General features: G+C 44.6%; 25 protein-coding genes. 23 read left to right on the top strand and 2 right to left on the bottom strand.

What is annotated here, in order from left to right:
• Positions 1-74 precede the first annotated feature (74 nt).
• From lpxA to HY200_01230, 22 genes are all read left to right on the top strand, one after another.
• A complete protein-coding gene (gene lpxA / locus HY200_01335; protein MBI3593580.1) occupies positions 75-848 on the top strand; it encodes an acyl-ACP--UDP-N-acetylglucosamine O-acyltransferase in 774 nt (257 codons plus the stop codon).
• Positions 845-1,669 (top strand): UDP-2,3-diacylglucosamine diphosphatase LpxI, encoded by an 825-nt coding sequence (gene lpxI / locus HY200_01330; GenBank protein MBI3593579.1) that lies wholly within the window; start codon positions 845-847, stop codon positions 1,667-1,669. Before lpxA ends, lpxI begins: the two co-directional genes overlap by 4 nt.
• Positions 1,656-2,609 carry a Gfo/Idh/MocA family oxidoreductase gene (locus HY200_01325; protein MBI3593578.1) on the top strand — a complete coding sequence of 318 codons (954 nt, stop codon included), beginning with the start codon at positions 1,656-1,658 and terminating at the stop codon, positions 2,607-2,609. Before lpxI ends, HY200_01325 begins: the two co-directional genes overlap by 14 nt.
• A gap of 10 nt (positions 2,610-2,619) precedes the next feature.
• Positions 2,620-3,789 carry a lipid-A-disaccharide synthase gene (lpxB, locus tag HY200_01320; protein ID MBI3593577.1) on the top strand — a complete coding sequence of 390 codons (1,170 nt, stop codon included), beginning with the start codon at positions 2,620-2,622 and terminating at the stop codon, positions 3,787-3,789.
• Positions 3,786-5,519, top strand: a complete 1,734-nt coding sequence (gene msbA / locus HY200_01315) for a lipid A export permease/ATP-binding protein MsbA (GenBank protein ID MBI3593576.1) — start codon at positions 3,786-3,788, stop codon at positions 5,517-5,519. The genes lpxB and msbA overlap by 4 nt, the downstream gene beginning before the upstream one ends.
• A 14-nt stretch (positions 5,520-5,533) precedes the next feature.
• Positions 5,534-6,169 carry a lysophospholipid acyltransferase family protein gene (locus tag HY200_01310; protein ID MBI3593575.1) on the top strand — a complete coding sequence of 212 codons (636 nt, stop codon included), beginning with the start codon at positions 5,534-5,536 and terminating at the stop codon, positions 6,167-6,169.
• Positions 6,170-6,251: 82 nt separating this feature from the next.
• Positions 6,252-7,532: a 3-deoxy-D-manno-octulosonic acid transferase gene (locus HY200_01305; protein MBI3593574.1), complete on the top strand. Its 1,281-nt coding sequence runs from the start codon at positions 6,252-6,254 to the stop codon at positions 7,530-7,532.
• A gap of 165 nt (positions 7,533-7,697) precedes the next feature.
• A complete protein-coding gene (gene lpxK / locus HY200_01300) occupies positions 7,698-8,804 on the top strand; it encodes a tetraacyldisaccharide 4'-kinase (protein ID MBI3593573.1) in 1,107 nt (368 codons plus the stop codon).
• Positions 8,805-8,808: 4 nt separating this feature from the next.
• On the top strand, positions 8,809-9,705 hold the full coding sequence (locus HY200_01295; protein ID MBI3593572.1) for a lysophospholipid acyltransferase family protein: 897 nt from the start codon (positions 8,809-8,811) through the stop codon (positions 9,703-9,705).
• Positions 9,692-11,326: a lipopolysaccharide heptosyltransferase II gene (waaF, locus tag HY200_01290; GenBank protein MBI3593571.1), complete on the top strand. Its 1,635-nt coding sequence runs from the start codon at positions 9,692-9,694 to the stop codon at positions 11,324-11,326. Before HY200_01295 ends, waaF begins: the two co-directional genes overlap by 14 nt.
• The gene (locus HY200_01285) at positions 11,323-12,036 is read left to right on the top strand and encodes a PIG-L family deacetylase (GenBank protein ID MBI3593570.1); all 714 of its coding nucleotides are present in this window, start codon (positions 11,323-11,325) and stop codon (positions 12,034-12,036) included. Before waaF ends, HY200_01285 begins: the two co-directional genes overlap by 4 nt.
• Entirely contained in the window at positions 12,029-13,159 is a 1,131-nt protein-coding gene (locus HY200_01280) for a glycosyltransferase family 4 protein (GenBank protein ID MBI3593569.1), read from the top strand. The genes HY200_01285 and HY200_01280 overlap by 8 nt, the downstream gene beginning before the upstream one ends.
• Positions 13,152-14,210 carry a glycosyltransferase family 9 protein gene (locus tag HY200_01275; GenBank protein ID MBI3593568.1) on the top strand — a complete coding sequence of 353 codons (1,059 nt, stop codon included), beginning with the start codon at positions 13,152-13,154 and terminating at the stop codon, positions 14,208-14,210. The genes HY200_01280 and HY200_01275 overlap by 8 nt, the downstream gene beginning before the upstream one ends.
• Positions 14,211-14,239: 29 nt before the next feature.
• Positions 14,240-14,410, top strand: coding sequence for a Trm112 family protein (locus HY200_01270; protein ID MBI3593567.1), 171 nt, complete (start codon positions 14,240-14,242; stop codon positions 14,408-14,410).
• 60 nt (positions 14,411-14,470) lie between these two features.
• On the top strand, positions 14,471-15,226 hold the full coding sequence (locus HY200_01265; GenBank protein MBI3593566.1) for a glycosyltransferase family 2 protein: 756 nt from the start codon (positions 14,471-14,473) through the stop codon (positions 15,224-15,226).
• A gap of 18 nt (positions 15,227-15,244) precedes the next feature.
• Positions 15,245-16,066 (top strand): hypothetical protein, encoded by an 822-nt coding sequence (locus HY200_01260; protein ID MBI3593565.1) that lies wholly within the window; start codon positions 15,245-15,247, stop codon positions 16,064-16,066.
• Positions 16,067-16,089: 23 nt separating this feature from the next.
• Positions 16,090-16,650 carry an isoprenylcysteine carboxylmethyltransferase family protein gene (locus HY200_01255; GenBank protein MBI3593564.1) on the top strand — a complete coding sequence of 187 codons (561 nt, stop codon included), beginning with the start codon at positions 16,090-16,092 and terminating at the stop codon, positions 16,648-16,650.
• Entirely contained in the window at positions 16,647-17,483 is an 837-nt protein-coding gene (locus HY200_01250; protein MBI3593563.1) for a glycosyltransferase family 2 protein, read from the top strand. The genes HY200_01255 and HY200_01250 overlap by 4 nt, the downstream gene beginning before the upstream one ends.
• Positions 17,456-18,697, top strand: coding sequence for an O-antigen ligase family protein (locus tag HY200_01245; GenBank protein MBI3593562.1), 1,242 nt, complete (start codon positions 17,456-17,458; stop codon positions 18,695-18,697). Before HY200_01250 ends, HY200_01245 begins: the two co-directional genes overlap by 28 nt.
• Positions 18,698-18,706: 9 nt before the next feature.
• The gene (locus HY200_01240; protein MBI3593561.1) at positions 18,707-19,867 is read left to right on the top strand and encodes a glycosyltransferase family 9 protein; all 1,161 of its coding nucleotides are present in this window, start codon (positions 18,707-18,709) and stop codon (positions 19,865-19,867) included.
• A 24-nt stretch (positions 19,868-19,891) separates the two neighbouring features.
• Positions 19,892-20,329 carry a hypothetical protein gene (locus HY200_01235; GenBank protein MBI3593560.1) on the top strand — a complete coding sequence of 146 codons (438 nt, stop codon included), beginning with the start codon at positions 19,892-19,894 and terminating at the stop codon, positions 20,327-20,329.
• A gap of 35 nt (positions 20,330-20,364) precedes the next feature.
• Positions 20,365-21,378 carry a class I SAM-dependent methyltransferase gene (locus tag HY200_01230; protein MBI3593559.1) on the top strand — a complete coding sequence of 338 codons (1,014 nt, stop codon included), beginning with the start codon at positions 20,365-20,367 and terminating at the stop codon, positions 21,376-21,378.
• On the opposite strand, the gene HY200_01225 is transcribed toward HY200_01230, so the two are convergent.
• Positions 21,368-22,120 carry a PIG-L family deacetylase gene (locus tag HY200_01225; protein ID MBI3593558.1) on the bottom strand — a complete coding sequence of 251 codons (753 nt, stop codon included), beginning with the start codon at positions 22,118-22,120 and terminating at the stop codon, positions 21,368-21,370. The two genes, HY200_01230 and HY200_01225, sit on opposite strands and share 11 nt — an antisense overlap.
• 2 nt (positions 22,121-22,122) lie before the next feature.
• The gene (locus HY200_01220) at positions 22,123-23,220 is read right to left on the bottom strand and encodes a glycosyltransferase family 4 protein (protein ID MBI3593557.1); all 1,098 of its coding nucleotides are present in this window, start codon (positions 23,218-23,220) and stop codon (positions 22,123-22,125) included.
• Positions 23,221-23,532: 312 nt separating this feature from the next.
• Here HY200_01220 and HY200_01215 point away from each other — a divergent pair, with 312 nt between their 5' ends.
• Complete coding sequence (locus HY200_01215) at positions 23,533-25,002, top strand: mannose-1-phosphate guanylyltransferase/mannose-6-phosphate isomerase (GenBank protein ID MBI3593556.1); 1,470 nt, start codon at positions 23,533-23,535, stop codon at positions 25,000-25,002.
• Positions 25,003-25,034 lie beyond the last annotated feature (32 nt).

The following is a 25,034-nucleotide window of genomic DNA, read 5'->3' as shown; positions in this document are numbered from 1 at the left end:
TGTCAACAATGAGGTCGTCTGCGAAGCGGAATTGATGGCCATGATTACAAAGAAAAAGGAGAATGAATATTCCCATGTCCAAACATCCGACAGCCATTATTCATCCGAACGCAAAACTCGACGAAAATGTCGAAATCGGTCCCTACACAATTATCGGGGAGTCCGTCCATGTGAAAAAAGGAACATCAATTGGATCGCACTGTGTGATTGACGGCATAACGGAGATCGGAGAAAATTGCAAATTTTTTCCCTTCAGTTCGATCGGAGCCGCTCCGCAGGACCTCAAGTATCGAAATGAAGAAACCGCGGTCTTGATAGGAAATAATAATACATTCAGGGAATTTGTAACTGTTCATCGAGGAACCAAAACAGGGAGAGGAAAGACCGTCATCGGGAACGATAATTTTTTTATGGCTTATGTCCATATTGCACATGACTGCATTATTGGAAACAGGTCCATACTGGCAAACGCCTCAACGCTTGGAGGGCATGTCGAAATCGGAAATGATTCGATCATTGGAGGTTTGACAGGCATTCATCAATTCGTACGTATCGGAGATTATGTGATGATTGGTGGAGCCTCGGCGGTTGCCCAGGATATCCCGCATTATGTCTGTGCGGCGGGGAATCGAACATCGCTTTACGGATTGAATATGATTGGGCTTAAACGAAAAGGATTTACCAAAGAAAGAATCGATTCACTCAAGAAATCCTACAAGATTCTTTTTCGATCGGGACTTACCCTGGTCGACGCAGTTGAGAAGATTAAAAATGAAAAATTGGATCAGCCCGATGTGAATCGTCTGGTTCAATTTGTCCAGTCGTCGGAAAGAGGAATCTCCCGATAGTGAAAAAAATAGGCCTTATCGCAGGAAATGGACGGTTTCCCATCATCTTTGCAGAACAGATGAAAAAAGAGGGATTTGAAGTCGTGGCGGTTGCCCATCTTGGGGAGACGCTGAAAGAACTTGAAGAACATGTGGATCGCATATTCTGGATCAAGGTCGGCCAATTGGGAAAATTGATCAAGATTTTCAAGAGAGAAGAAGTGCATGAATTGGTGATGGCAGGGGGTATCAAGAAGACGCGACTCTTTACCGATGTGATACCCGATTTAAGAGCGGTCCAGGTTCTCTCCTCCGTGAAAGATAAAAAAGATGATGCCATACTAAGGGCCATTGCATCGGATCTGGAAAAAGAACATCTGTATGTCAGGGAGTCGACCTCTTATTTAAAAGCCCTTTTGGTGCAAGAAGGTTCTTTGACCAGCAGAAGACCAAACCGGAAAGAGCTCCAGGACATCGAATTCGGTTGGAAAATTGCAAAGAACATGGGGAAACTAGATATTGGACAAACGGTCCTGGTTAAGGAGAAAGTGATCCTGGCGGTAGAAGCTATTGAAGGTACGGATGAAGCAATTAGAAGAGGAGGGCGCCTGGGTAAATCGGATGCCATTGTCGTGAAAGTCTGCAAACCGGACCAGGACTTAAGGTTCGATCTCCCTACCATTGGTCCAGAAACGATCCGAACAATGATTGAAGTTCATGCCTCGATTCTTGCGCTGGAAGCGAACAGCACATTATTACTGGATCGGGAAGAAACGGTTGCCCTTGCAGAGAAAGGGGGTATAGGAATTATTGGAATCCGATACGAAAGTGAATCAAAATAAGATTTTAAATATTGGCGTCATTGGCGTGGGTCATCTTGGACAGCATCATGCCCGAATTTATTCCGAAATGCCGGGTGTAACATTAGTGGGCGTTGCAGATTCCAATGAAACAAGGGGTACGGAAATTGCCGGAAAATACAAGACCCGGTTTTTCAAGAATTACCTTGATCTTCTCTCGCGGGCAGATGCATTGAGTATTGCCGTTCCGACACAACTCCATTTTGAGGTGGCCCATGAGGCGTTAAAGAATCGGATAGATGTCCTTTTGGAAAAACCGATAACAGCAACGCTTGAAGAAGCAGATCTCTTGATCAAAGAGGCAGAAGATAAACAGGCCGTTTTTCAAATTGGTCACCTTGAGAGATATAATCGGGCCTATTTAAAGGCGAAGGAATTGATTATCCATCCCCGTTTTATCGAAAATCACAGAATCGGTCCATTTGCTTCAAGAGGAACAGATGTGAATGTCATTCTGGACTTGATGATTCATGATATCGATATTATCCTGAGTCTGACGAATTCGCCTATTACCGAAGTGAGAGCCATGGGGATTCCGGTACTTTCCAAGGAAATCGATATTGTCAATGCGAGACTGGAATTTCAGAGTGGCTGCGTTGCAAATATGACCGCAAGTCGTGTGTCCCTGGATAAAATGCGGAAGATTCGAGTTTTTCAGCCAGATTGTTACATCTCTTTGGATTATCAAAATCAAGAAGTCGTGATAGCGAGAAAGGGAATAGAAAATGATCAGACCAAGATCATCGTCGAATACCCCTCTGTTGAAAAGGAGGAACCCTTGAAACTGGAATTGCAGGACTACGTCAAGAATTGTAAAAACCGGACGCCGCCCGTGATTTCCGGAGTTGCCGGAAGAGAGGCGCTAAAAGTGGCCGAAGAAATTGCAAGGATTGCAATTCAAAAGTCAGCAACATTTGCCTGACCTCCGCCTGATGAAAAATATTCTCATAATTACCGGCGAGGCATCAGGTGATATCCATGGAGGAAAGCTGGTACAGGCGCTTTTGAGTAAAGAGCCCCAATTGAAAATCTTCGCAATAGGCGGCAAGGCTATTCAATCCGCGGGTGCCGAGCTCATATTTAATATTCAATCCCTGGGCGTGGTAGGATTATTTGAAGTGGTGTCCCACCTTCACGTAATTCGAAAGGCCTATCTTGCAGTCATTCAATCCCTAAAAACAAGATCGATTCAACAGGTTATTCTGATCGATTATCCTGATTTCAATCTGCGGGTCGCCAGAGTTGCCAAACGCCTGGGCATCCCGGTCTCTTATTATATTTCTCCCCAAATCTGGGCCTGGCGGAGAGGGCGCATTCATTTAATCAAGCGGCTGGTCAGCCAGATGCTCGTGATACTCCCTTTTGAGGAACAGCTCTACAAGGATGAAAAAATACCGGTTGAGTTTGTGGGCCATCCTCTTCTAGAGGAGATCCATGCCTCCTATTCCAGGGAAGAGCTCACTTTTAAATGGGGACTGGATCACAATCTCCCTCTATATGGCATCTGTCCGGGAAGTCGAAAAAGCGAACTGGACCGCGTACTGCCTGTCATGCTTAAAGCAGTAGAAATCATCAAGAGGAAAATTCCGGAGGCGCAGTTCATTCTACCTGTTGCTCCGACCTTTACCCGTCAGGATATTGAATCCCGGCTAACCTCTTTTCCCGTTTTGATTACCCTGATCGAAGGGGATGCCAGTGAAGTCATGTCGGTCTGTGACATTTTAATGGTGGCCTCCGGAACAGCCACGCTTCAGGCAGCCATCATCGGAATTCCGATGGTGATTGTGTATAAAGTTTCTCCCTGGACATATTGGATCGGTAAAAATCTGCTGAAAATAAGAATGATCGGTTTGGTCAATATCGTTGTGGGTGAAAAATTTGTTCCTGAATTGGTCCAGGAGGCAGCGACCCCGGAAAATATTGCAGCAAAGGTCTTGGAAATATTTGAAAACCCTCAGACAATCCGGCAAATGAAGGAGAAGTTTAATATAATCCGCTCCAAATTGACTGATCGAAAGGCAAGTCAAAGGGCCGCGGATGCGATCTTGAGACTCTTTCGTTCCAGTCGAGACCTTTCGGCGCCAGCCGGGACGATTCAATGAATCATTATTTCAAGCTGATTGCCTATGTAAAGCCCTACTGGAGACGACTTGTTTTCGCGGCTTTGTTTGCCGTCGGAGTCTCTCTTCTTACGGCCCTCTATGCCTGGCTGGTGCGTCCGGTCCTCGATGGAATTTTTATTAATCGAAATGAACAGCTTTTATTCGTTGTTCCTCTTGCGATACTGGGCACTTCCTTCGCGAAAGGGATCTGCACTTATGGCCAATCGTATCTGATGTATTATGTGGGAAACAGAGTCATCATGGATTTACGAGGAAAAGTCTACGATCATCTTCTGAAAATGCCGCTGGAATTTCATAATAAAACAGCCTCGGGAGAATTGATGTCCAACATCATGAATGATGTCGCTGTTCTTCAAAATATGCTGTCTGTCGGGATAAAAGATCTGTTTCAGCAATCTCTGACTCTGATCGCTTTAGCGGGCGTTATTCTATATCAAAACTGGAAGCTCGCGTTCTTTGCCATCATTGTGCTTCCGTTTGCTTATTATCCTCTATTCAAATTCGGAAGGAAACTTCGGGATACGTCTCGAAAAGGTCAGGAAAAGATCGCTGATCTGACGATGGTACTGCAGGAAACGCTGGGTGGAATCCGATTGATCAAGGCCTTTGGAACCGAGGAAAAGGAAAAGAAACGATTTGATGAAAAGAGCTTCCAGTTTTTTAGAAATATCATGAAAAGAGTACAAATTATGGAAACGACATCTCCATTGATGGAGTTTTTCGGTGGTGTCGGAGTTGCTTTTATTATCTGGTACGGAGGATTGCAAGTCATTCAGGGCGTGACGACACCGGGCACCTTTTTTTCTTTTATGACAGCTTCTCTCTTTATGTATACACCTGCCAAGAATCTCAGTATGACATTCAATAATATTCAGCAATCCCTGGCGTCAGCCGAACGTCTTTTTAAAATACTGGAGACCCCGACAGAATATCAAAAGGAGAGCGGGAAGATAGTCCTGAAATCAGTTGAACGCTCCATCGAATTTAAGGATGTTTCATTTCAGTATGAGGGCGGCCAAACTGCTGCTCTGCATCATATCAATGTAAAGGCCAATCCCGGGGATATCATCGCGCTCGTGGGTGAGAGCGGAAGCGGAAAATCGACGCTGGTCAATCTCATTCCCAGATTCTATGAGCCAACCGGAGGCACTATTGAAATCGACGGAATTAATATCAAGGATTTTACGCTGACCTCCCTGAGACAACAGATCGCGATTGTCAGTCAGGACGTTGTCTTGTTTGATACGACGATCAGAGAAAATATTTCCTATGGTCTCAAAAGTGTGACCGAAAATGAAATGAAAATGGCGTCGCAAATGGGTTACGCCGATCATTTTGTTCAGAAACTTCCTGAAGGCTATGATACGCTCGTCGGAGAGAGAGGAATGAATCTATCGGGAGGTGAGAGACAACGCCTTGCCATCGCGCGGGCGTTGTTGAAGAACGCGCCAATTTTAATACTTGACGAAGCCACATCGTCGCTTGATTCCGAATCGGAATTCATGGTTCAGCAGGCTCTTCAGCTCTTGATGAAAAACCGGACGACGTTTGTAATTGCACATCGTTTGTCGACCGTCCAGAACGCTACACTGATTCTGGTCATGGAAAACGGAAGAATCTTTGAATCCGGTACCCATCGCAAATTATGGGACGAGAAGGGAATCTATCATCATTTATACGGAATTCAGTTCAGAAATTATTCTCCATGAGGCGCAGAGTCATATTGATCATCCTTCCTCTTCTGGGATTTCTGGTGGTTCTCCTAATCAGAATGACCGTCAGAATAAAGAGAGTGGGAGAGGAATTCATCGCGGAGTTCTATAAAAAGGACCGTCGTTTTATTCTTGCCTTTTGGCATGGACGTCAGCTCTTCATGCCCTTTTCATATGACGGGAAACTAATTCATATTTTGATCAGCCAACATGGCGACGGAGAAATTGTGACACGCGCCATGCGTTATTTTGGATTCCAATCTGTCCGAGGTTCTTCAACCCGTGGTGGTTTTAGGGCCGTTCGGGAATTGCTGCGACTTTCGGGAAGTTCTGATATTGCGATCACCCCAGATGGACCCAAAGGGCCGGCATACAAGGTACAAATGGGAATTATCGAACTTGCGCGTATGACTTCGCTACCCATTATTCCGGTTACTTTCAGCAGCTCCTCCCGAAAAGAACTTAAGGCTTGGGATCACTTTTTAATTCCGCACCTCTTTTCTAAAGGCATTTTTATCTGGGGCAAGCCAATCCGGGTTGAAAAGAATTTAACACGAGAACAATTAGAGGAAAGGAGAAAGGATTTGGAAATCACACTCAATAAAATAACGGAAGAAGCAGACCGATACTTCTTAAGAACCTGTTGATCTGTTTATTCGTTGAATTGCTTGATTTGCACCCAAAATCGGGTCGCAATTCAACTTCTCAACAGTTCAAACTGGATTAAATATGGCTACGCTGTTTTACAATTGTATTCTCATACTCCTATTTCCGTTTTTTGTCATTTGGTGGATGCTCAGCTTTACCAATTCGAAATATCGAACAGGCTGGAAAGAGCGGTTGGGATTTCTTCCTGTAGAACTGACTTCTTCGCTGAAAGATCGCTCCGTCTTCTGGATTCATACGGTTTCAGTGGGCGAAGGCAATGCCGCTGTACCTCTCTTGCTCAGACTCAAGGCGAAATACCCGGACAAAAAACTGGTCGTTTCTACAGTGACAGTCACCGGACAGAAGAATATCAGGGCCAAGATGAAAGGAATCGATGGACTCTTTTATTTTCCATTTGATTTTCCCTGGATTGTAAATCGGGTTATCGACCATATCCATCCGGAGCTCTTTATATTTTTTGAAACGGAAATATGGCCAAATTTATTAAACCGGCTTAGAAATAAGAATGTTCAATCCGTTCTGGTTAATGGACGAATATCCGACCAGTCATTCGGAAGGTACTTGAAAATCAGGAGTCTGATGAGTGTTTGGCTTGGAAGCATTTCCATTGCATTGATGCAGACAGAGGAAGATCGTAAGAAGTTTCTCGCCCTGGGGGGGCAACCTTCAAGTACTCATACGACTGGAAACACGAAATATGACCAGATTATTCGTCCGAACAGAATTCCCTTTCAGGAGTATCCTCTTTTGAGTCGTTGGGACTGGTGGATTGCGGGAAGTACTCATTCGAAAGAGGAGGAGATGATCCTGAAGGCCTATGTTTTGGTCAGGAAGCGCTTTCCGAGACTGGGTCTGATCCTGGCACCGCGGCATCCGGATCGCTGGAATGAGGTAACTGGATTATTGAACCGAACAGGAATTCGGTTTTTGAAAAGAACCGGTCTTTCCCAAAACCCGGAATGGAAACAGGAGGATGCACCCGTTATTTTACTGGATACCATCGGGGAGCTCTCCGATTGGTATTACTGGGCAGCGATCGCATTTGTAGGGGGAAGTCTTGTTCCAAAAGGGGGACACAATATACTTGAGACAGCTATCTGGGGTAAAGCCCCGTTTTTTGGAAAGCATATGCATAATTTCAGGGAAATAGCGGAACTCTTCAAATCCAAAGGGGCTGGAATTGAGATTGCCGGAGAGGAAGACCTGGCAATCCAGATTTCCTATTATCTGGAGAATCGCTCTCTTCTGGAAGAAAAGGGAAAGAATGCGGTGGAACTCCTATACGAAAAACAGGGAGCTTCGGAGAAAAATCTTGAATTCATTTCCAAACTTATTCATTAGCAGAAGAGTGAAGAGACCTCTTGCCATCCTATCTTGAGGAATTTATCGGGAGGACAGTAACATGATATTGGGCGGATTATGGATTTCCGACTTCGCCGGAATAACCACACTGTCTCCTGATAATTTGTTCATCATTTCCCGAACAGGGTGGATCCTAGGAAGTTTATGAAAACCGAGACCTATACGTCGACCCGGCAGTGGTTCTATACACAACTCAAGTCCGACAGCCCTCAGGGAGCCTGGAGAGGGGTGTTTTTCGTCCTTTATCTGCTATCCATGCTCTTTGGGGCTGCTGTGCAAATCAGGATCTCTCTATACCAGTCCGGAATATTGAAAAGCAAAAGGCTGCCGACGAGGGTAATGAGTGTTGGTAATATCAGCGCCGGGGGAACAGGGAAGACCCCGGCAGTTTTGTCCTTGGCGAGATTCTTTCAACGCGAAGACTTCCAGGTGGCGGTATTAAGCAGAGGATATAAGAGAATTTCTCCCGGCCGTATCGTATTGGTTTCTAATGGAATGCAGATATTGGTCTCAGCTGCCGAAGCGGGAGAAGAGGCCTATTTCCTCGCAAAGGAGTTGAAGGGCGTTATCGTCGCCGTCGGCAAAAATCGATTTTTGACGGGACAATTTTTGCTCAAGAAGTTTAAGATCGATTTAATTATTCTAGATGACGGATATCAGCATCTCGGTCTGTATCGTGATACCAATATCCTCCTGCTCGATGGTGAAAAGCCCTTCGGAAATGGTTATTTGCTTCCAAGAGGAATTCTAAGAGAACCGGCGTCCGCGATAAGCAGAGCGTCGCTTATCCTTTTAACACGGAAGGAAGTATTGGATGGCCAAAGGGGTCAGGATTCAAAGCATTTCAATTTTGGCAAGATTCCCACTTATTCAGTTTTCTTTATTCCCGACACTTTCAAGAATTTGATCACTTCTGAAGCTTATTCGTCAGAAAAGATGAAAGGAAAAACTTCTCTTCTTGTCTCCGGAATTGGCAATCCAAAATCATTTCGGGATTTGGCGGAACAATGTGAGATCAAAGTCGTTCGGGAATTGGTGTTCCCGGATCATCATTGCTATCAAATGGATGATTTTGATGCCATCTATGACATTGCCCGTTCCAGGAAAGTCGATTTCATATTGACGACTGATAAGGATGCCGTCAAATTGGTTCATTATATGCGAAATGACATCCCGATAGTTGTCCTGAAACTACAGATGAAGACCGGCACAGATTTCCCCTGGATAAAATTGAAAGAGGGCAAAATATAAAGAGATGGAAACTTTCAATTACCGTTTGCAATATCTCTTATACCTTCTTTTTTCTGAAATGGCCAACCGACTACCCGAGGAAATCTCGAATCGTTTCGGTCGGTACCTGGGGCGGGTGTTTTATCTTGTGGATAAAAGACATCGCAATGTCACCCTAAACAACTTGAGAGCCGCTTACGGCTCCCGGCTGAATGAAGCGGAAATTGAAAAGATAGCCGTCCAGAGTTTTCAGAATCTGGGACAGTCGGTACTTGAGATGATTCGGCTTTCCCGTCGAAACGCGACAGAAATCTTGAAAAGTCTTTCCGTAGAAGGGGCGGAACACTACCAAAATGCGATCAAGAAGGGAAAGGGTCTCGTCTTTATAGGTGCCCACATGGGAAATTGGGAACTCCTTGGAATTGCCATTTCCCTCCTGTTTCAAAAAGGATTTATGGTCGCCAGAAAAATGGACAATCCTTTCCTTCATCTTAGAGTCAATGAGATTCGAACATTCACAGGGAATAAAGTGATCAATAAGAATGATGCTTTCTGGGAAATGATCAGATTATTAAAGAAAGGTGAACTCGTTTGTGTTCTGATGGATCAAAATGTGGCCCACAGGGAAGGTGTTTTTGTTCCATTTTTTGGTCGTCCCGCCTGTACGAACAAGGGGCTAGCCATGATTTTGTTAAAAACCAAAACGCCCATGGTGCCGATCTTTATCGTGAGAAAACCAGACGGATCTCACCGAATCATCGTAAAACCTGAAATTCCACTCGTACAAACTGGAAATTTGAAAAATGATATCCGGCAAAATACTGCCAATATTAATCTCTCAATTGAAGAGGTTGTCAGAGAATATCCGGATCAGTGGCTATGGATGCATCGGCGATGGAAAACCCAAATTGAAAGCCATTAAATCAGACGAAATCAATAAACTCATCGTACGCGTTCCCAACTGGATCGGAGATGCGGTGCTTGCCATTCCAGCCTTGTGCTCGATCCGCGCCCATTTCAAAACTGCAGAAATTGTATTTCTTGGACCTGAATCAATCAATCAGCTCTTAAAAGGGAACGGATTGGCAGATAGTTTTATTCCGGTTCCTGACAAGAAAGAAGGATTCCTTGGTCAATGGCGCCTTATTCAAAAATTAAAAAAGGAGGTTTTCGATTTAGCGATACTTTTTCAGAATGCTTTTGAAGCGGCATGGATTGTCTATCTCGCGTCCGTTCCCTATCGTTTTGGATATGACAGGGAGGGACGTGGGTTACTCCTGACCCATCCGGTCAGGATTCCTGCCAAACACCTTCATCAAATGACCTATTACCTTCATCTCGTATCCGAGTTTGAAAATATCTGTCTATCCAGGAGACCACCTTTTCTCAATACAAACGAAGAAGAGAAAAACGCGGCCTGGAAGATTCTGCGTGGTGAAGGCATGAACCCGGGGGACTTCATGATCGGGATTCATGCCGGTGCGGCTTATGGTTCTGCGAAGAGGTGGGAGACCGAACGATTTGCCGAGCTCGCAGATTGTCTTATCAGAGAAGGAAATGTAAAAGTCATTTTCTTCGGTTCTTCGGAAGAATGCAAGGTGAACGACGAGATCGTCAGCATGATGTCTGAAACGCCGGTTAATTTATCCGGAAAAACAACCTTAAGAGAACTGGTGGCGTTGATTTCTCAATGTTCTATATTTATTTCGAATGACTCGGGTCCAATGCATATCGCCAGCGCCTTAAATGTTCCTCTTATCTCCATTTTCGGGCCAACCGATCCGAAAGTGACTTCACCTGCCGGAGTACAAAATACGATCATTCAAAAGGAAACAGAGTGCTCTCCCTGTCTTTTGCGAGAATGCCCCATCGATCATCGTTGTATGACTTCGATTCCGGTAAGTGAAGTCATGGAATTATTCCATCGAGAAAGAGCGCTATTGCAAAAGCCTTTGATTCCGGCTCTCTTTCTTGATCGTGACGGCACGATCAACGAGGATCGTAACTATATTTCTTCAGAAAAGGATTTTCGTCTTTATAACGAGGCGGAAGAAGCCCTGCTTCTTTTGAATCAATGTGATATACCAATATTTATCGTCACTAATCAGTCCGGCATTGCAAGAGGATTTTTTACCGAGGAATTTCTCTTGAAACTTCATCAGAAACTTGAAGAAATGCTCGGTCGATCCCATGTCAAAATCTCCGGGCTTTATTACTGTCCCCACCATCCCGATGAGGGCTGCCTCTGTCGAAAACCGGGGACGGGACTGATTCGACAGATTCTTCGTCACAATCGTATTGATCTCCGAAAGTCTTATTTTGTCGGGGATCAGACTTCCGATATAGAACTGGCCGCACGAATCGGCGCCAAGGCCGTTCTGGTCCTCACCGGCAAGGGGAACGAAAGTTTAAAAATATTCAAAAATTCGGCCGGGGCGCCTCCGGTGGCGCATGTGGCACAAAATCTTTTAGAGGCGGCGCAATGGATTAGGGCGGATATAAGACATGAGGAGATGGATACGATATCAGAAAGGACCTTTTGAAACTTCGAGTTAAATGGGCACATGTTTACCGATGGTACGAATCCGTTGAACCGTTTCTAAATATATCTCTCCCCCTGGAGGATTGTCCGGCTGGAGAGCGCATTCTGGTTCTTGCCCCTCACATTGATGACGAAACAATCGGGTGTGGCGGGTCGATTTTGAGGCATTCTTCATCCGGGAGCAAGGTGACCGTGCTTTACCTTGCAGATTGTACACCGGAACGAATAAGAGAGGCAGACGCCGCGAGTTCGGTTCTGGGAATTTCGGAAAAGATTTTTTGGAAATATCAATCGAAAACTTTGAGCCAATTTCCTGAAATTGAACAAAGGCTGGCGGATTTGGTCAATAGCGTTAATCCTGAAATCGTATATCTTCCTTCCTTCATTGATCGACATCAAGACCATGTTGCATTGAACGGCTATTTTTATAAGGCGCTGAGTCTGATAAAGAAAGATTTCATGATCTACACTTTCGAAGTTTGGACGACGCTTATACCCAATGTTGTTGTGGATATCTCAAATGTCATCGATTGGAAGAAAAAGGCGCTGGGATGCTATTCAAGCCAACTCGAGAGCCATAATTGGCTCGAAGGGACCATTGCGCTAAACCGTTACCGCGGCATGATTGCGAATGCAAAAAGCCATGGGGAGGCCTTCTTCAGAATGACTCCCCATCGATTTAAAAAACTTTGGGAAGATATTTATGGTTAAATCTCTCAGAATATTGAATTTATCTCTGGGAGGAGGCAAAGCCGGTTCCGGAGTGTTTGCAGTTTCATTGGCCAGTCAATTCGTCAAAGCAGGACAGTTCGTCATTCAAGCGTGTTCATCAGGCAGCATCACACTTGCCAGCGCCGAAAAGGAGGGCCTGCAGACCCATATTATTGATATTGATGGTTTATTTGAATTGAAAAAGGCCGCTCAACTTGCCCGATTCTCGAACAAAAACAGGATAGACATCATCAATGTTCATCATTCCAGAGAACGTTATCTCGCCATTTTTGCGAAGAAGGTTTTTCATTGCAATGCAAAAATTATCATAACAAGACATGCTGTTTCAGGGACTGTTCCATTTTTTGGCTCTCTCATATATAACTGGGGGGCCGATATGAATATTGCGGTCAGTCAGGTGGTCCTCGACAGCCTTAGAAAAGATCTTACGTTCAAAAAGAGATTGATATTGGGAGGAATCGATTTAAGTAAAATAAATCCGCCGGATCCTGCATACCTTGGATATTTAAGGAAAACATTTCTTCCAGGAGAAGAAAACCGGCCGATTGTTGGAATGGTTGCTGACTATGACCCATTTGGTAAAAATACGCGTGAACATGGAAAAGGACATGATGTCCTTTTTAGGGCAATGAAGGAGATCTCGAGAGATGTTCTTCTTTTACTGATTGGTCCGGACTTAAAAGACTGTTCTTTCCTCATGAAGATCGGCCTAATGGCCGGAATTCGGCCTGACCAGATTAAAATTATTCCTTTTCAGGATAATATATTCCCCTTTTATTTTCTGATGGATATTCATGTCCTTCCATCTTATTCGGAATCTCTGGGTCTTGTGAATCTGGAAGCCATGGCTGCCGGAATTCCTTGCATCGGAACCGATATAGGCGGCATCAACGAAATCATTCTTCATGAGGAAAATGGACTTCTATTTGCGAAAGGAAATGCCTCAGATCTCGCAGTTCAAATAAACCGGATGCTCGAAAACTCTCAGGAGCGTAAAAGAATGGCGTTATCGGGCCAGAGAAGGGTGCAATCGTTCTTTAATATGGACCGGGTCGCAAACGAGACGCTCAATTTATTTCGGGAACTGGTAGAAAATGGGTAGTGCCGTCGCCAATGTCCCGCTTCGAATCCTGATTATCAAATTGAGTTCTTTGGGAGATGTCATTCAAAGTCTTCCGGTTGCATCCGCTCTGAAAACATGCTTTCCTTCCACGGAGATTAGCTTCCTGGTGAACAGGGAATATGGGGAATTACTGATCGGACAGCCATCGATCGACAAGATTTTCCTTTTTGATCGAAGAATAAAAAATCGATTTTTCCAGGGATTCTACTCGAATTGGGTGTTGATTCAAACACTGAGGGAAAAAAGCTTTGATCTGGTGATCGATCTCCAGGGACTTTTTCGAAGCGGATTAATTGCCTGGCTGAGCCGGGGGAGAAAAACGATTGGATTTGATAATAGCCGCGAAGGGAGCCGCCACTTTTATGGACAAAGGGTTTTGGTGCCGGACCCGACGATTCATGCTGTGGATCGCTATCTCCTGATCCCAAAGTCACTGGGGTGGGTAGGGGAACCGGAGTTCTTGATCCCGATTGATGAAAAAGATAAAGTGTTTATTGAAGATTTTATGAAGTCCGAAAAAATAGATCCCGGCTTGCCCATTGTGGCCATTCATCCTACCGCAAGGTGGGCTACCAAAAGATGGCCCGCTCATCATTTCAGACGCTTGACAGTCCTTCTTCATCAGTCAAAAGGTTTTCAGGTGGTCTTTCTGGGATCCCATGGCGAGTTGCCGGATATTCGGAAAATAGTGAGCGGGATGACCGTTCGTCCCATACTTGCTACGGGCAAATTTTCCCTTAAGCAGTTATCCGCATTCCTCATTCGATCTGCGATTCTGGTGACCAACGATTCCGGACCGATGCACCTGGCCGTGGCCTTGAATGTTCCCGTTCTGGCCTTGTTTGGGGCCTCGGATTTTCATAAAACGGGTCCATACGGAAGGGAGGAGCAGGTCGTATACAAAAATGTGGCCTGCAGTCCCTGTTTAAAGAGAACCTGTCACAATCATCCGTTTCCGATGGAATGTATGGAATCCATTACGCCGGAAGAGGTATTTGAAAAAATTCAGCAAAGAGTCGATTCCTATTGATTTTTGGGTGACACGGAAGGAGGAGAGATTTGACAATGAATAAAGAATTCTTAGAGATACTTGCATGTCCTCAATGCAAGGGAAGTCTTATTTTGAAGTCTCCCGGCGAAGGATTGATCTGCGAAAACTGCCGACTGATGTATCCAATCAAGGATGATATTCCGATCATGTTGATCGAAGAAGCGATTCGAATAGAATAAGTTTCGCGCACCGGCTTTGCCAGTGCGAAGCGCTAACAAATACCTCCAAATAGAAAACACATGAACAAGCTTTCGGCGATCGTCATTACACTGAACGAAGAGAATAATATCAGGGCTTGTCTCGAAAGCATAAAATGGGTTGACGAAATCATCGTTGTCGATTCCGGAAGCAGGGATAAGACCGTCGAAATTTGCAAATCCTTTACGGATCAGGTTTATTACCTGCCATGGGAGGGTTTCGGAAAACAGAAAAATAACGCTCTCGACAGGGCCCACTTTGACTGGATTTTGAGTATCGACGCGGATGAGCGAGTTACCCCTGAGCTAAAATTCGAAATAGAATCGATCCTCAAGGACAAGATCGAAGTTGCGGGATTTGCAATCAGTCGTAAGAACTATTTTGGCAATCGCTTGATATTGAATTGCGGCTGGCATCCCGATTATACGGTTCGACTTTTCAATAGAAAGAAAGGAAGGTTCAATCCCGTCCAGGTTCATGAATCGGTCCAATTATCTGGAGAAAAGGGATACCTGAAACAGTCGTTCGTTCATTTTACCTATCGTGATCTTTCGGACTACTTGCAAAGAATGGACCGATATTCCAGTTTGGCGGCCAAAGATCTATTTGCTGCGCATCCAAAACGGATTATTGCAAAAATGTTACTAAGACCTCCGGTGACTTTTATCAAGATGTATTTGATCAAGAGAGGGTTTAAAGAAGGGGCGTTCGGTTTTATTCTTTGCGTGCTCTATTCGTTTTATACATTTTTAAAATATGCCAAATGCTGGGAATTGCTTAAACAAAATAAGCCATAAAGGAGGCCGTTCCGGGTTATGCTGCTGTTGAACAAGGTATCCAAAGAAAATTTTCATGTCGTGGAATGTTCCGATCTTGCGCGATTGGGAGGTCCAAACGACGGCGGGTATGTCATCTCGATGAATGCCATTCGAAAATCGTCTCTTCTTCTCTCATTTGGCGTATCAAAAGACTGGAAGTTTGAACGGGAAGTGATGAACTTGCGACCTGAAATGCAGATCCTCGCCTATGATCATACCATCGGGCCGGGTACATTTTTCAACATCGCCGCATTCGCATGGCTGACGGCTTTATCGCGGTTTCTATGTTTTAATGCAAGAGATGCCAAAATGCATTTCAAGAGGTGGCAAAACGCCATTGACTATTTTAATTTTTTTAAAGGCAACGTCCGGCATATCCGACGGAGAGTCTGGTACAATACGGATCGGGAGAGCGCCTCTATTATTCAGATCATTGCGTCCCTGGACACCCTTCCGGAATGTTCCGTATTGGCGAAAATCGATATCGAAGGTTCTGAGTACCGCATTTTACCGGAAGTCATTCAATATTCAAATCGGTTTTCAGGTTTAATCGTGGAATTTCATGACATCGATATCAGTGTCGAACTCTTCAACGCAATTGTTCTAGAATTGTCGAAAGAGTTTTATCTGGTCCACATTCACGGTAATAACTTTTCGGATTTAAATAAGGACCACGACCTCCCGAACGCACTCGAGATGACCTGGATCCATAAGAAGCTCCTCGCGACCGAGCCGAAACCCTTTGTCGGTTCTTTCCCTAGGGCAGGACTTGACGCCCCGAACAATCCCGATGCCGGAGAATATAAAATTACGTTTTGAGGAAAGGAAAATGATCTTTCGATATGGAAAAATTTAACAAGTGGATAGGGCATTACAGGACTTTTTTGAGTTTCTGTCTGGCGGTACTTTTTCTTTTCTTAGCCCGACCTACCCCGATTTCAATCGGGTTGGGAATTGTCTTTGTCTTCTTAGGTGTTGTCCTTCGAATCTGGGCGTCAGGATACCTCAATAAGGATACGCATGACTATGTGACCGTATTTGGCCCCTACGCCTATACACGCAATCCACTTTATCTGGGAAATTTCTTTTTAGGTCTCGGTTTTATCGTGATGGGGAGTCATTGGTTCCCGCTTTTCCTCTATTTTGTTCTCTTTTTCGTAATCTATCGCTCCACCATTCTGGATGAAGAAAAGCTGCTAACCGGCATGTTTGGAAATCCTTATTTGGAATACCGGAGCAAAGTCCCCCGATTTTTTCCTCATTTCAAATTGAACCCTCCCGCTCCATCATTGACTGTGCCTTTCTCGTGGAACCAGGTCACTCGACGCGAAATCCGGGCGTGGTTTGGAATTGCTGTCATTCTTGCTTATCTGATCTATAAAGCCAGAGTGTTCAATCCGTGATCAGTATCATTATTCCGGTCTTCAATCTACTATCTTATACCCGGGAGTGTCTCTCAAACCTGGAAAAATATACGGATATCCCATATGAAATCATTCTGATTGATAACGGATCGAGCGACGGAACGACCGAGTATCTCAAAGGGGTAAAGGGACACGTAATTTTTAATTCGGAAAACAGAGGCGTTTATGTCGCCTGGAACCAGGGAATTTCCGCTGCACGTTCGGAATACATCTGTATCATGAATAATGATATCCTGGTGACGCCGCGTTGGGCATCGGCCCTCATCCGGTATAGTCAAATCGAACCGAGACGGATCGTTGGACCGGCCATGCGGGAAGGGAGTCTGGACTATCCGCTCATTCCCTTCGCCGAGAAATTGACATCTGCCTGCTATCAGGCCTCTCGAAAACTCGAACTTTGTAACTTTAGCCTGGTGTTGTTTAGAAGAATATTTTTTGATGAAGTGGGGCTGTTTGACGAGCGATTTTTCATTACCCGGGGAGATGACGATATGGTGCTCAGACTGCAGAAAAAAGGAATCGGAGAGGCCGTCACGGGGAGTGCATTTGTTCATCACTATTCTGAGAAAACCCAGGAAGATATTACCCGGTCAAAGAATCTATTGGAAATACGAAAAAGAGATGATGATCATTTTGAGTCGAAATGGGGTAAAGATCACAATCGGAGCGTGAGCAATAGAATCAAAACAGAAATGTTTCACTTACTGTATCCCGTGTACGAGAAAATGAGATATGGATTTCAACTCAAAATGACCAAACCAAAAAAAGAAAGGGTCGCCGAAACTTGGAAAAAACAAAACCGGATCCGTTAAGAGATCGGCTTCTGTTTCTTTTTTTCCCAATGCCGCTATTTATGGCTCCGATTGCCACTGCAGGGTCCAGTATTAGCGGTGCTATCTTCCTGGTCCTGTATTTGTTTTCCGGTTATTGGAAAAACTGGAACAGGATTTTTACGCGGCCATGGACTGTTCCTCTACTTCTACTCATCCTGGTCAATCTAACCGGACTATTTTGGACATCTGACCTTCATCGAGGCCTTATTGTGATATCGAAATTAAATTATTTCTTCTTCACCGTCGCAGGCTGTACCCTTCCCTGGAATTGGCGATACTTTCGTTGGACTGTACTTTCTTTTCTATCGGGTTTAACACTCTCTTTCATAATCGGGTTTTTTCAATATTTCAATCTCATTTCAGGATTACCCATGGATCCAATATTGGGACCGGTCGGATTCGCCAACCACATTTTTTTAAGTTTGGCTCTGACCAACGCGTTGATCTGGATTCTCTATGACTTGAAATATCGGGCCGTACTGATTCCATCCATCAACATTGGATTAGGTTTCGCCTTCTTTATTCAGTTGATTATGATCGGAGGAAGGACGGGTCAGGTTGTCTTCTTTCTCTTATTTCCATTTGCGCTGATGGCTATTCTTCCAGCTAAAAGGAGAGGAATCAAGATACTGGGATTGGTCGCCCTCTGCTTCGTTGTGCTTGTTTCTTCTCCGTTGGTGAGAAAGAGATTTGGCACCGGGGTCGAGGATTTCAGATTCTACCAGAAAGGGGAGGCTACGACCAGTCTCGGTCTCCGTCTGGTTTTCTGGGAAGGGGCGCTCAAAATGGCGTTCGAGTCTCCCCTGTTGGGAGTTGGAACAGGGGACTATGGTGTTAAAATGAATGAATTTCAAAATGACAGGAAAATACCGCAAACTCCCGGTATTTCCCGTTTCGACAATCCCCACAATAGCTACCTGGCCTATTTGTCTGGTCTGGGCGGCGTTGGATTGGGAGTACTCTTGTGGTTTCTATTTTTCGTCTCGAAAGAGGCTCTTCAGGTGTGGCAGACACCTGTAGGGTGGTTCAAATTGAGTTTTTTGGGTATCTTTATTTTGGGTAGTTTTATGGATTCATTAATTTGGGGACATGATCATGCTTTTGCATTGGCGATCATTACCGCTATTCCCGTTAAATGGTCTGATGAAAGGATGGGACGAGTCGATGAGCAGACGCGTATTGAGATCAAGTAGTCTATGCAAATGATAAAATGGTTAAGATTGCAGATCGACCAATTTGGTCTGAAACTGCACTCCAATGATTCCGGCAAAGGGCGTGCAAGGAAAAGAGTGGGTATCCTGAGGCTGGATGGCATGGGTGACCTGATTCTGTTTCTGGATGCGCTTAAAGGCTACCGGTCATTTTATCCGCGTGAGAAATTTGAGATTTATCTGATTGTGGAGGAGTGGGCACTCCCGATTTTAAAGGGAATCGGAGACCTCGATTTTGTGATTCCTTTGGATACAAGGAAATTCAGGAAAAATCCCTTCTATCGCTGGATGAAGCTAAGAGAGATACGCGAGTTCGAATTCGACATTTTTATCAATGGTTGTATTTTTCGAGAGCTCCTCTATGGGGATATCCTCACTTATGCCTCTGCGTCCATTCTAAGATATGGGTTTTTACCGCAGCCAGACCAGAAGGAGGAGAGAATTTACGGGAATAAATGTTACACTCATCTATTTCCGGATCCAAAGTGGAGCGTTCATGAACTGGAGAGGAACGCCAGGTTATTGCGAGAAATCGGGTATAGAGACTTTGTGGTCGGAATGCCGACGATCAAACGATACGCCGGTGATTTGAAAGAGAACCGAACCTCATTCATCGTCGTTCCAGGAGCCCGATTTAAAGTCAGGAGGTGGCCGATTGATCGTTTTGCAGAAATTGCAAACAGAATCTATCGTCGGACCGGGCTAATTCCAACTATTACCGGAAGTGCTTCTGAACAGGTTCTGTCGGAGGAATTGATCAACCGGGCTCCGGAACTCCCTTGGAACAATCAGACCGGATCTTCAATTGAATCTCTCCCCGAATTACTGTTATCGGCACAATTTATTCTCACAAACGATACAGGGATTATGCATTACGGAATGGCCCTGGGAGTCAGAACTGCCGCAATGGTATATGGCGGACTCTTTACGTCTTATTCCAAATATCCGGTTCATCTTCAAAAGGAGATTCTTGTCATCCATGACCTAAAAACGGATTGTTTTGACTGTCTGGGCCATTGTATTTATTCAAACGAGAAAGATAAAATCAAACCTTGTCTTGACCATGTCACGGTCGACCAGGTTTTTCAGGCAATCGAAAAGTGGCTTCCTGAAAAATATTCGGGAGAACCCTCGAATCCTTTAGCATCATAAAATTAACAAGATGGAGTGAATACGATGGCAGAAACTTTAGGTTCTTTGTGTGATAAATTGACGATTATCAAACTCAAGGAATGGCATAGCGAAGATTTACAGAGGCTGAAAAGCCTGGCCTTACAGGAAAAACAGATACAAGAGGAGATTGATGGCTATATCCTGGATGCCGTGTCGGGCCGGATTGCGCCGGATCGCCTGACATTTTCTTCTAACAAAGTGTATAAAAAGGAAGGAAATGCTGTCGGTGATATAAAAGGGAGCCTCGGTGGAATCTTCTCACAGCTTGCCGAAGTCAATTGCAAGTTGTGGCACGTGCAGGAAAACGTCTATGATTTCGAAAAGATCCCGGGTCCGGAAAAAGACCGCGTTGTCCGACAGCTTGCCCTCCTCAATCTTGAGCGAAACAAATGTATCGATCAGCTTGACCTCAATTTTCAAAAAATAGTCAGCCAAAAATGAGAATGGACTGTCTTTGACTCAACAATGAAATTGCCATGACACCCGAGGACTCGATCGTAACGTTCTTTCAGCCCACCTGCATTCTCTGTGGAGGAGAAGGCACATTCCTATATCAGGGATTGAGAGATGCCTTGTTTCGCGCACCCGGATTCTGGTCATTAAAGAAATGTATCAATCTCAAGTGTCGTCTGGTCTGGCTCGATCCCTTACCCAAAAAAGAAGAGCTGGCAAAAGCTTACCGGAATTATCATACTCATCTTTCACGAAAGCCAAATTTAAATCAAATTGCATTTAGTCTGGTCAGGAGAGTCTTAACACTCCTGGAGCTTCCGGTCTATTTATTATCTGGCATGCAAAGAGAACGAGTTCAAGCAAAATATATGTTCCTGGCCGGTCAGTTACCCGGTAAATTGCTTGACGTGGGTTGTGGCGGAGGCCGATTTTTGAACAGGATGAAGAAAAAAGGATGGGAAGTCGAGGGTATTGAAAGAGACCCGCTTGCCGTAGAAAGAGTGTCAAAGAAATACAGAATTCCGGTCAGAACGGGAACGCTTCCGGAATCCGGCTATCCATCCGGTTATTTCGATGTCATTACGCTGAGTCATATGATTGAACATGAACACGATCCGTTGGGACTGATTCACGAAATTTATCGCATTTTGAAACCGGGAGGCCTCATGGTCATAGTCACTCCGAACTGTGACGGCCTGGCCCATCGAAAATTTGGAAAATACTGGAGAGGCCTGGAACCGCCGCGGCATCTCTATCTTTATTCGGCTGATTCCCTTCGACTTTGTTTGGGACGATCGGGGTTTGATAGTCAATTTGTATCGGTTGAAACACTTTCTTCCGATTCGGCGGGAATCTATCTAGCCAGTTTCGAACTGGAAAGCGGGATAAGAAAACGATTCTTTTTCAGAGTTCTTGACCTGATCAGGGCACTCTATTTTCAGTACCGGGAATATTTTATAAAAATGAAAGAACCGCAATGCGGTGAAGATATCGTTCTTGTTGCCAGAAAAAACATCGAATCCAGTTTCAGTTCCTGACGCCGAAATCTCTCAGATAACTGGAAGAAGTAGAAGAGTAAAAGGCTTCTCCGTACTGCATCTGTTTTTCCCGCGTTGAAGTAATTCCCCGATATCGATTTAAAGAAAGGGCAAGATCAACGTAATCGACCGTTTCCATTTGGCTTTGACAGATCATAATCGCTTCTTTTTTGCGTTCAAACACAGTACTTATATCAACAATCTGGTTGGGAAAGAGCGGTGCCCAAACTTCATAACTTCGAATTTCCAGTTTCATGTCAGGGAGTTTTTGAAGCGCCGCGGCCAGATGAAGACTCAAGGCAATATGATCCTTATGTCTGTCGAGATAAAACGGGGCGTAAATCAAATCGAAATGGTTCTTCGTCAGGTGAGATGCAATGATATCTGGTATTTCGTGGTGGCGAGAAAGTTGCTCAGGCAGAAAATCAAAAAAAGAGACCTCCCGATACCCCAAAAACGCGGCGATTTTGTTTCCTTCTTCTTTTCTTCTTTCGTTCCCGGTTGTAAAGTAAATAACATTCACCGGAATTCCGAGCTCGCGGTATCGACATAATGTACCCCCCAATCCGATGACATCGTCGTCAATATGGGGACAAAGTACAAGGACGGATTTTTCCTTATTTAAATCAGTAATTTGAACGACCGATTTTTGAAAAGGGTTTTGATTCCTATAATAATTAAAAATATTCTTCCAATAGAGTCGTGGTTGGGTGAGATTTCTGATTTTTTGAAAAAGCTTCATGGTTAAGCAGTCAGAATCGCGTCGTAGACTTTAAGGGTCTCTTCCGACATTCTTTTTTCGTTAAAATAGTTTTCGATCCTCTGTTTGCCTTCATGACCCATCGATTTTCTCCTGTCCGGATTTTCGAATAGATCGATAGAATATTTGACCAAAGCGTTGTCATCTTCCGGACTGATCAAAAAGCCGGTTTTACCGTCCTCAACGATTTCTTTATTTCCTCCAATATGACTGGAGATGACCGGTAATCCTGAAGCCATTGCCTCCATGATCGCCAGGGGACATCCGCCTTCCTGATCGTAAGAAAGGAGGACAAAAAGGTCAAGCGAAGATAGAAAGTGAGGAACCTGCTGGGGCTGAAGGTGGCCGGTAAATATGACACGGTCTTCAACACGAAGTTCTTTCACCCGCCGCATCAGTGCGGGTAGCAATGGACCGCTCCCGCCGATCATCCAGTATGCCTCCGGAATCCTTTTAAGGATTTCAGGAAGTGACTGGAGGATTGTGAAGTGGCCTTTCCCTTTCGGAAAGTGAATATTACTTACGATACCGGTTACAAAGGCATGCGGAGGAAGGCGATAGAGAATCCGGAATTTTCCATGAGATAGTTGGTAGGGCGCGGAGTCAATGCCATTATAAATTCGCACCAGGCAGCTGGCTGGAATCCCGGACTCTTTAAGTACATGAAGCGTCGCATTCGATGGCGCAATGACGATGGATTTTTCTAATATAACCATCTGCTGGGTATGTTTGGAAAAACGGGTCATCAAATGGCGGGTCAAAACGACTTTCTTTCCTGAAAAGAATCCGGCCAACAGGACCAGCCAGTAATCTTTTCCGCTGTTGCCGTGGATAATATGAATTTTATGAAATAGGACAAAAAAGAAAATCTTGAACAGGTTATAGAATATAAGGAGAGGAAAAGACGAGATCGCGATGACCTGGATTCCACTGACATTCCGAGAAACTGCGCTGCTTTTCGGCGAGGCGACCCAGACCTGGCAGCCCTGTTCCTTTAAGCCCTTTGCGAGTAGCGAAACATAGGCCTCGGTACCGCCCCATCCCGGATTGGAAATGACGAGTAATACTCTGGTTTTTTCCATTCGAGTTACCCAAATATGGAGTCCCTAAAATGCTGTTAGTGATATCATACCGGGAGAATCATTACAATCTAAACATTCGTTTTTAAAATCTGATGAAATGATTTTTGCTTCATATCCTTGTCAGGAATATCCCGCAACGGTGGTCCGTTGAAAGAAAGAGTGCGAACTTCATGACCCACTTGAAATTCAATCTGCTTTTCATCTGTTTGATCGCGAGATCTGCTAAATACTTCTTGAATGACGATGGCCTTTTTGATATACATTGCAATTGTTTTAGAAGAAGATTGTGCATCAATTTAACCGGATGGAATCGTGACAAACGGGCTTAAAAAAAGAGAACTATCCCAGGTTTTCGCCATTATTCTAGCAGGTGGAGTAGGAACGCGTTTTTGGCCCATCAGCAGGGAACTTTATCCCAAACAACTCCTCAAAATCGGCGGCGAAGTTTCGCTCATTCAACAGACGATCGTCAGGATTCAGAGTCTCATTTCTTCGGATCATATCTTAATTGTCACCAATACGCGCCATCACGAGAGTATTCGCCAGGAACTCGGATTGATGGGAGAGAACAAGAGTCCTTTTAAAGACGTTCAATTTATTCTCGAACCCGAGGGAAAAAATACCGCGCCGGCCATCGGACTGGCCGCGTTGACGGTGCGGCAGAAAAATCCGGAAGCAGTCATGATTATTTTGACCGCGGACCACATTATCAAAGATAAAGAAGAGTTTTTGAGAAATATTCAAAAAGCTCTAGATCTCGCCGAAATGGGATATCTTGTCACGTTTGGAATTGTACCGACACATCCTGAAACTGGTTTTGGATATATCAAAGTTTCTGAAAAACAAGACGCAAAAATCAAAGACGGATATCGAGTCGACAAATTTGTTGAGAAACCGGATTTCAGGCTTGCGGAAGAGTATTTGGCAAAAGGGGGTTATTACTGGAACGGCGGGATATTTGCCTGGAAGGCTTCGGTCATCTTGAAGGAAATTGAAACCTACTTGCCCGAACTTTATAAGAACCTGCTAGAAATAGAAAAAGGTTTTGGAAAACCGGAAGAGAAGGAACTCATCAAGTCCGTTTATGAAAAAATGGAAGGAATCTCGATTGATTACGGCATCCTTGAAAAATCCAAAAACGGCGTAATGCTTCCAGCACGTATGGGCTGGACGGATGTCGGTAGCTGGAGCGCACTTGATGATGTCCTTCCCAAAGACAGCAACCAGAATATCATTTCCGGAAATGTCGTCGACATCAATAGCCGAAACTCAATTATATATGGAGACAAACGGCTCGTTGCCACCGTGGGGTTGGAGGATATGGTGGTCGTCGATACTCCAGACGCCACCCTTGTCTGTCACAAAAGGAATGCGCAGGATGTCAAAAAAGTCGTTGAAGAAATCAAAAAACGCAAATCGGACGAACATTTAATTCATACCACCGTTTATCGACCCTGGGGGTCTTATACAATTCTTGAAAAAAACGAGCGGTTTAAAATCAAGCGCCTCATGATTCATCCCGGAGCCAAATTAAGTCTTCAGATGCACCGCCACCGGAGCGAACATTGGGTCGTGGTTTCAGGAATTGCAAAGGTGACTTGCGGAGAAAAGGTCTATGAAATCCACCCGAATGAGAGCACTTATATCCCCCTTTCAACGCCTCACCGGCTCGAGAATCCAGGTAAAGTAACGCTGCAGATCATAGAGGTTCAAAACGGGGAGTATTTGGGGGAAGATGACATTGTCCGTTACGACGATGTTTACGGAAGGAAAGATACTTAGCAATCGGAAGTAAAAAGGTAAACAGCCCGTTC

It is taken from the genome of Nitrospirota bacterium, assembly GCA_016194305.1.
In the GTDB taxonomy this organism is placed as follows: domain Bacteria; phylum Nitrospirota; class Nitrospiria; order JACQBW01; family JACQBW01; genus JACQBW01.
This window is presented reverse-complemented; position numbering and strand designations above follow the sequence as displayed.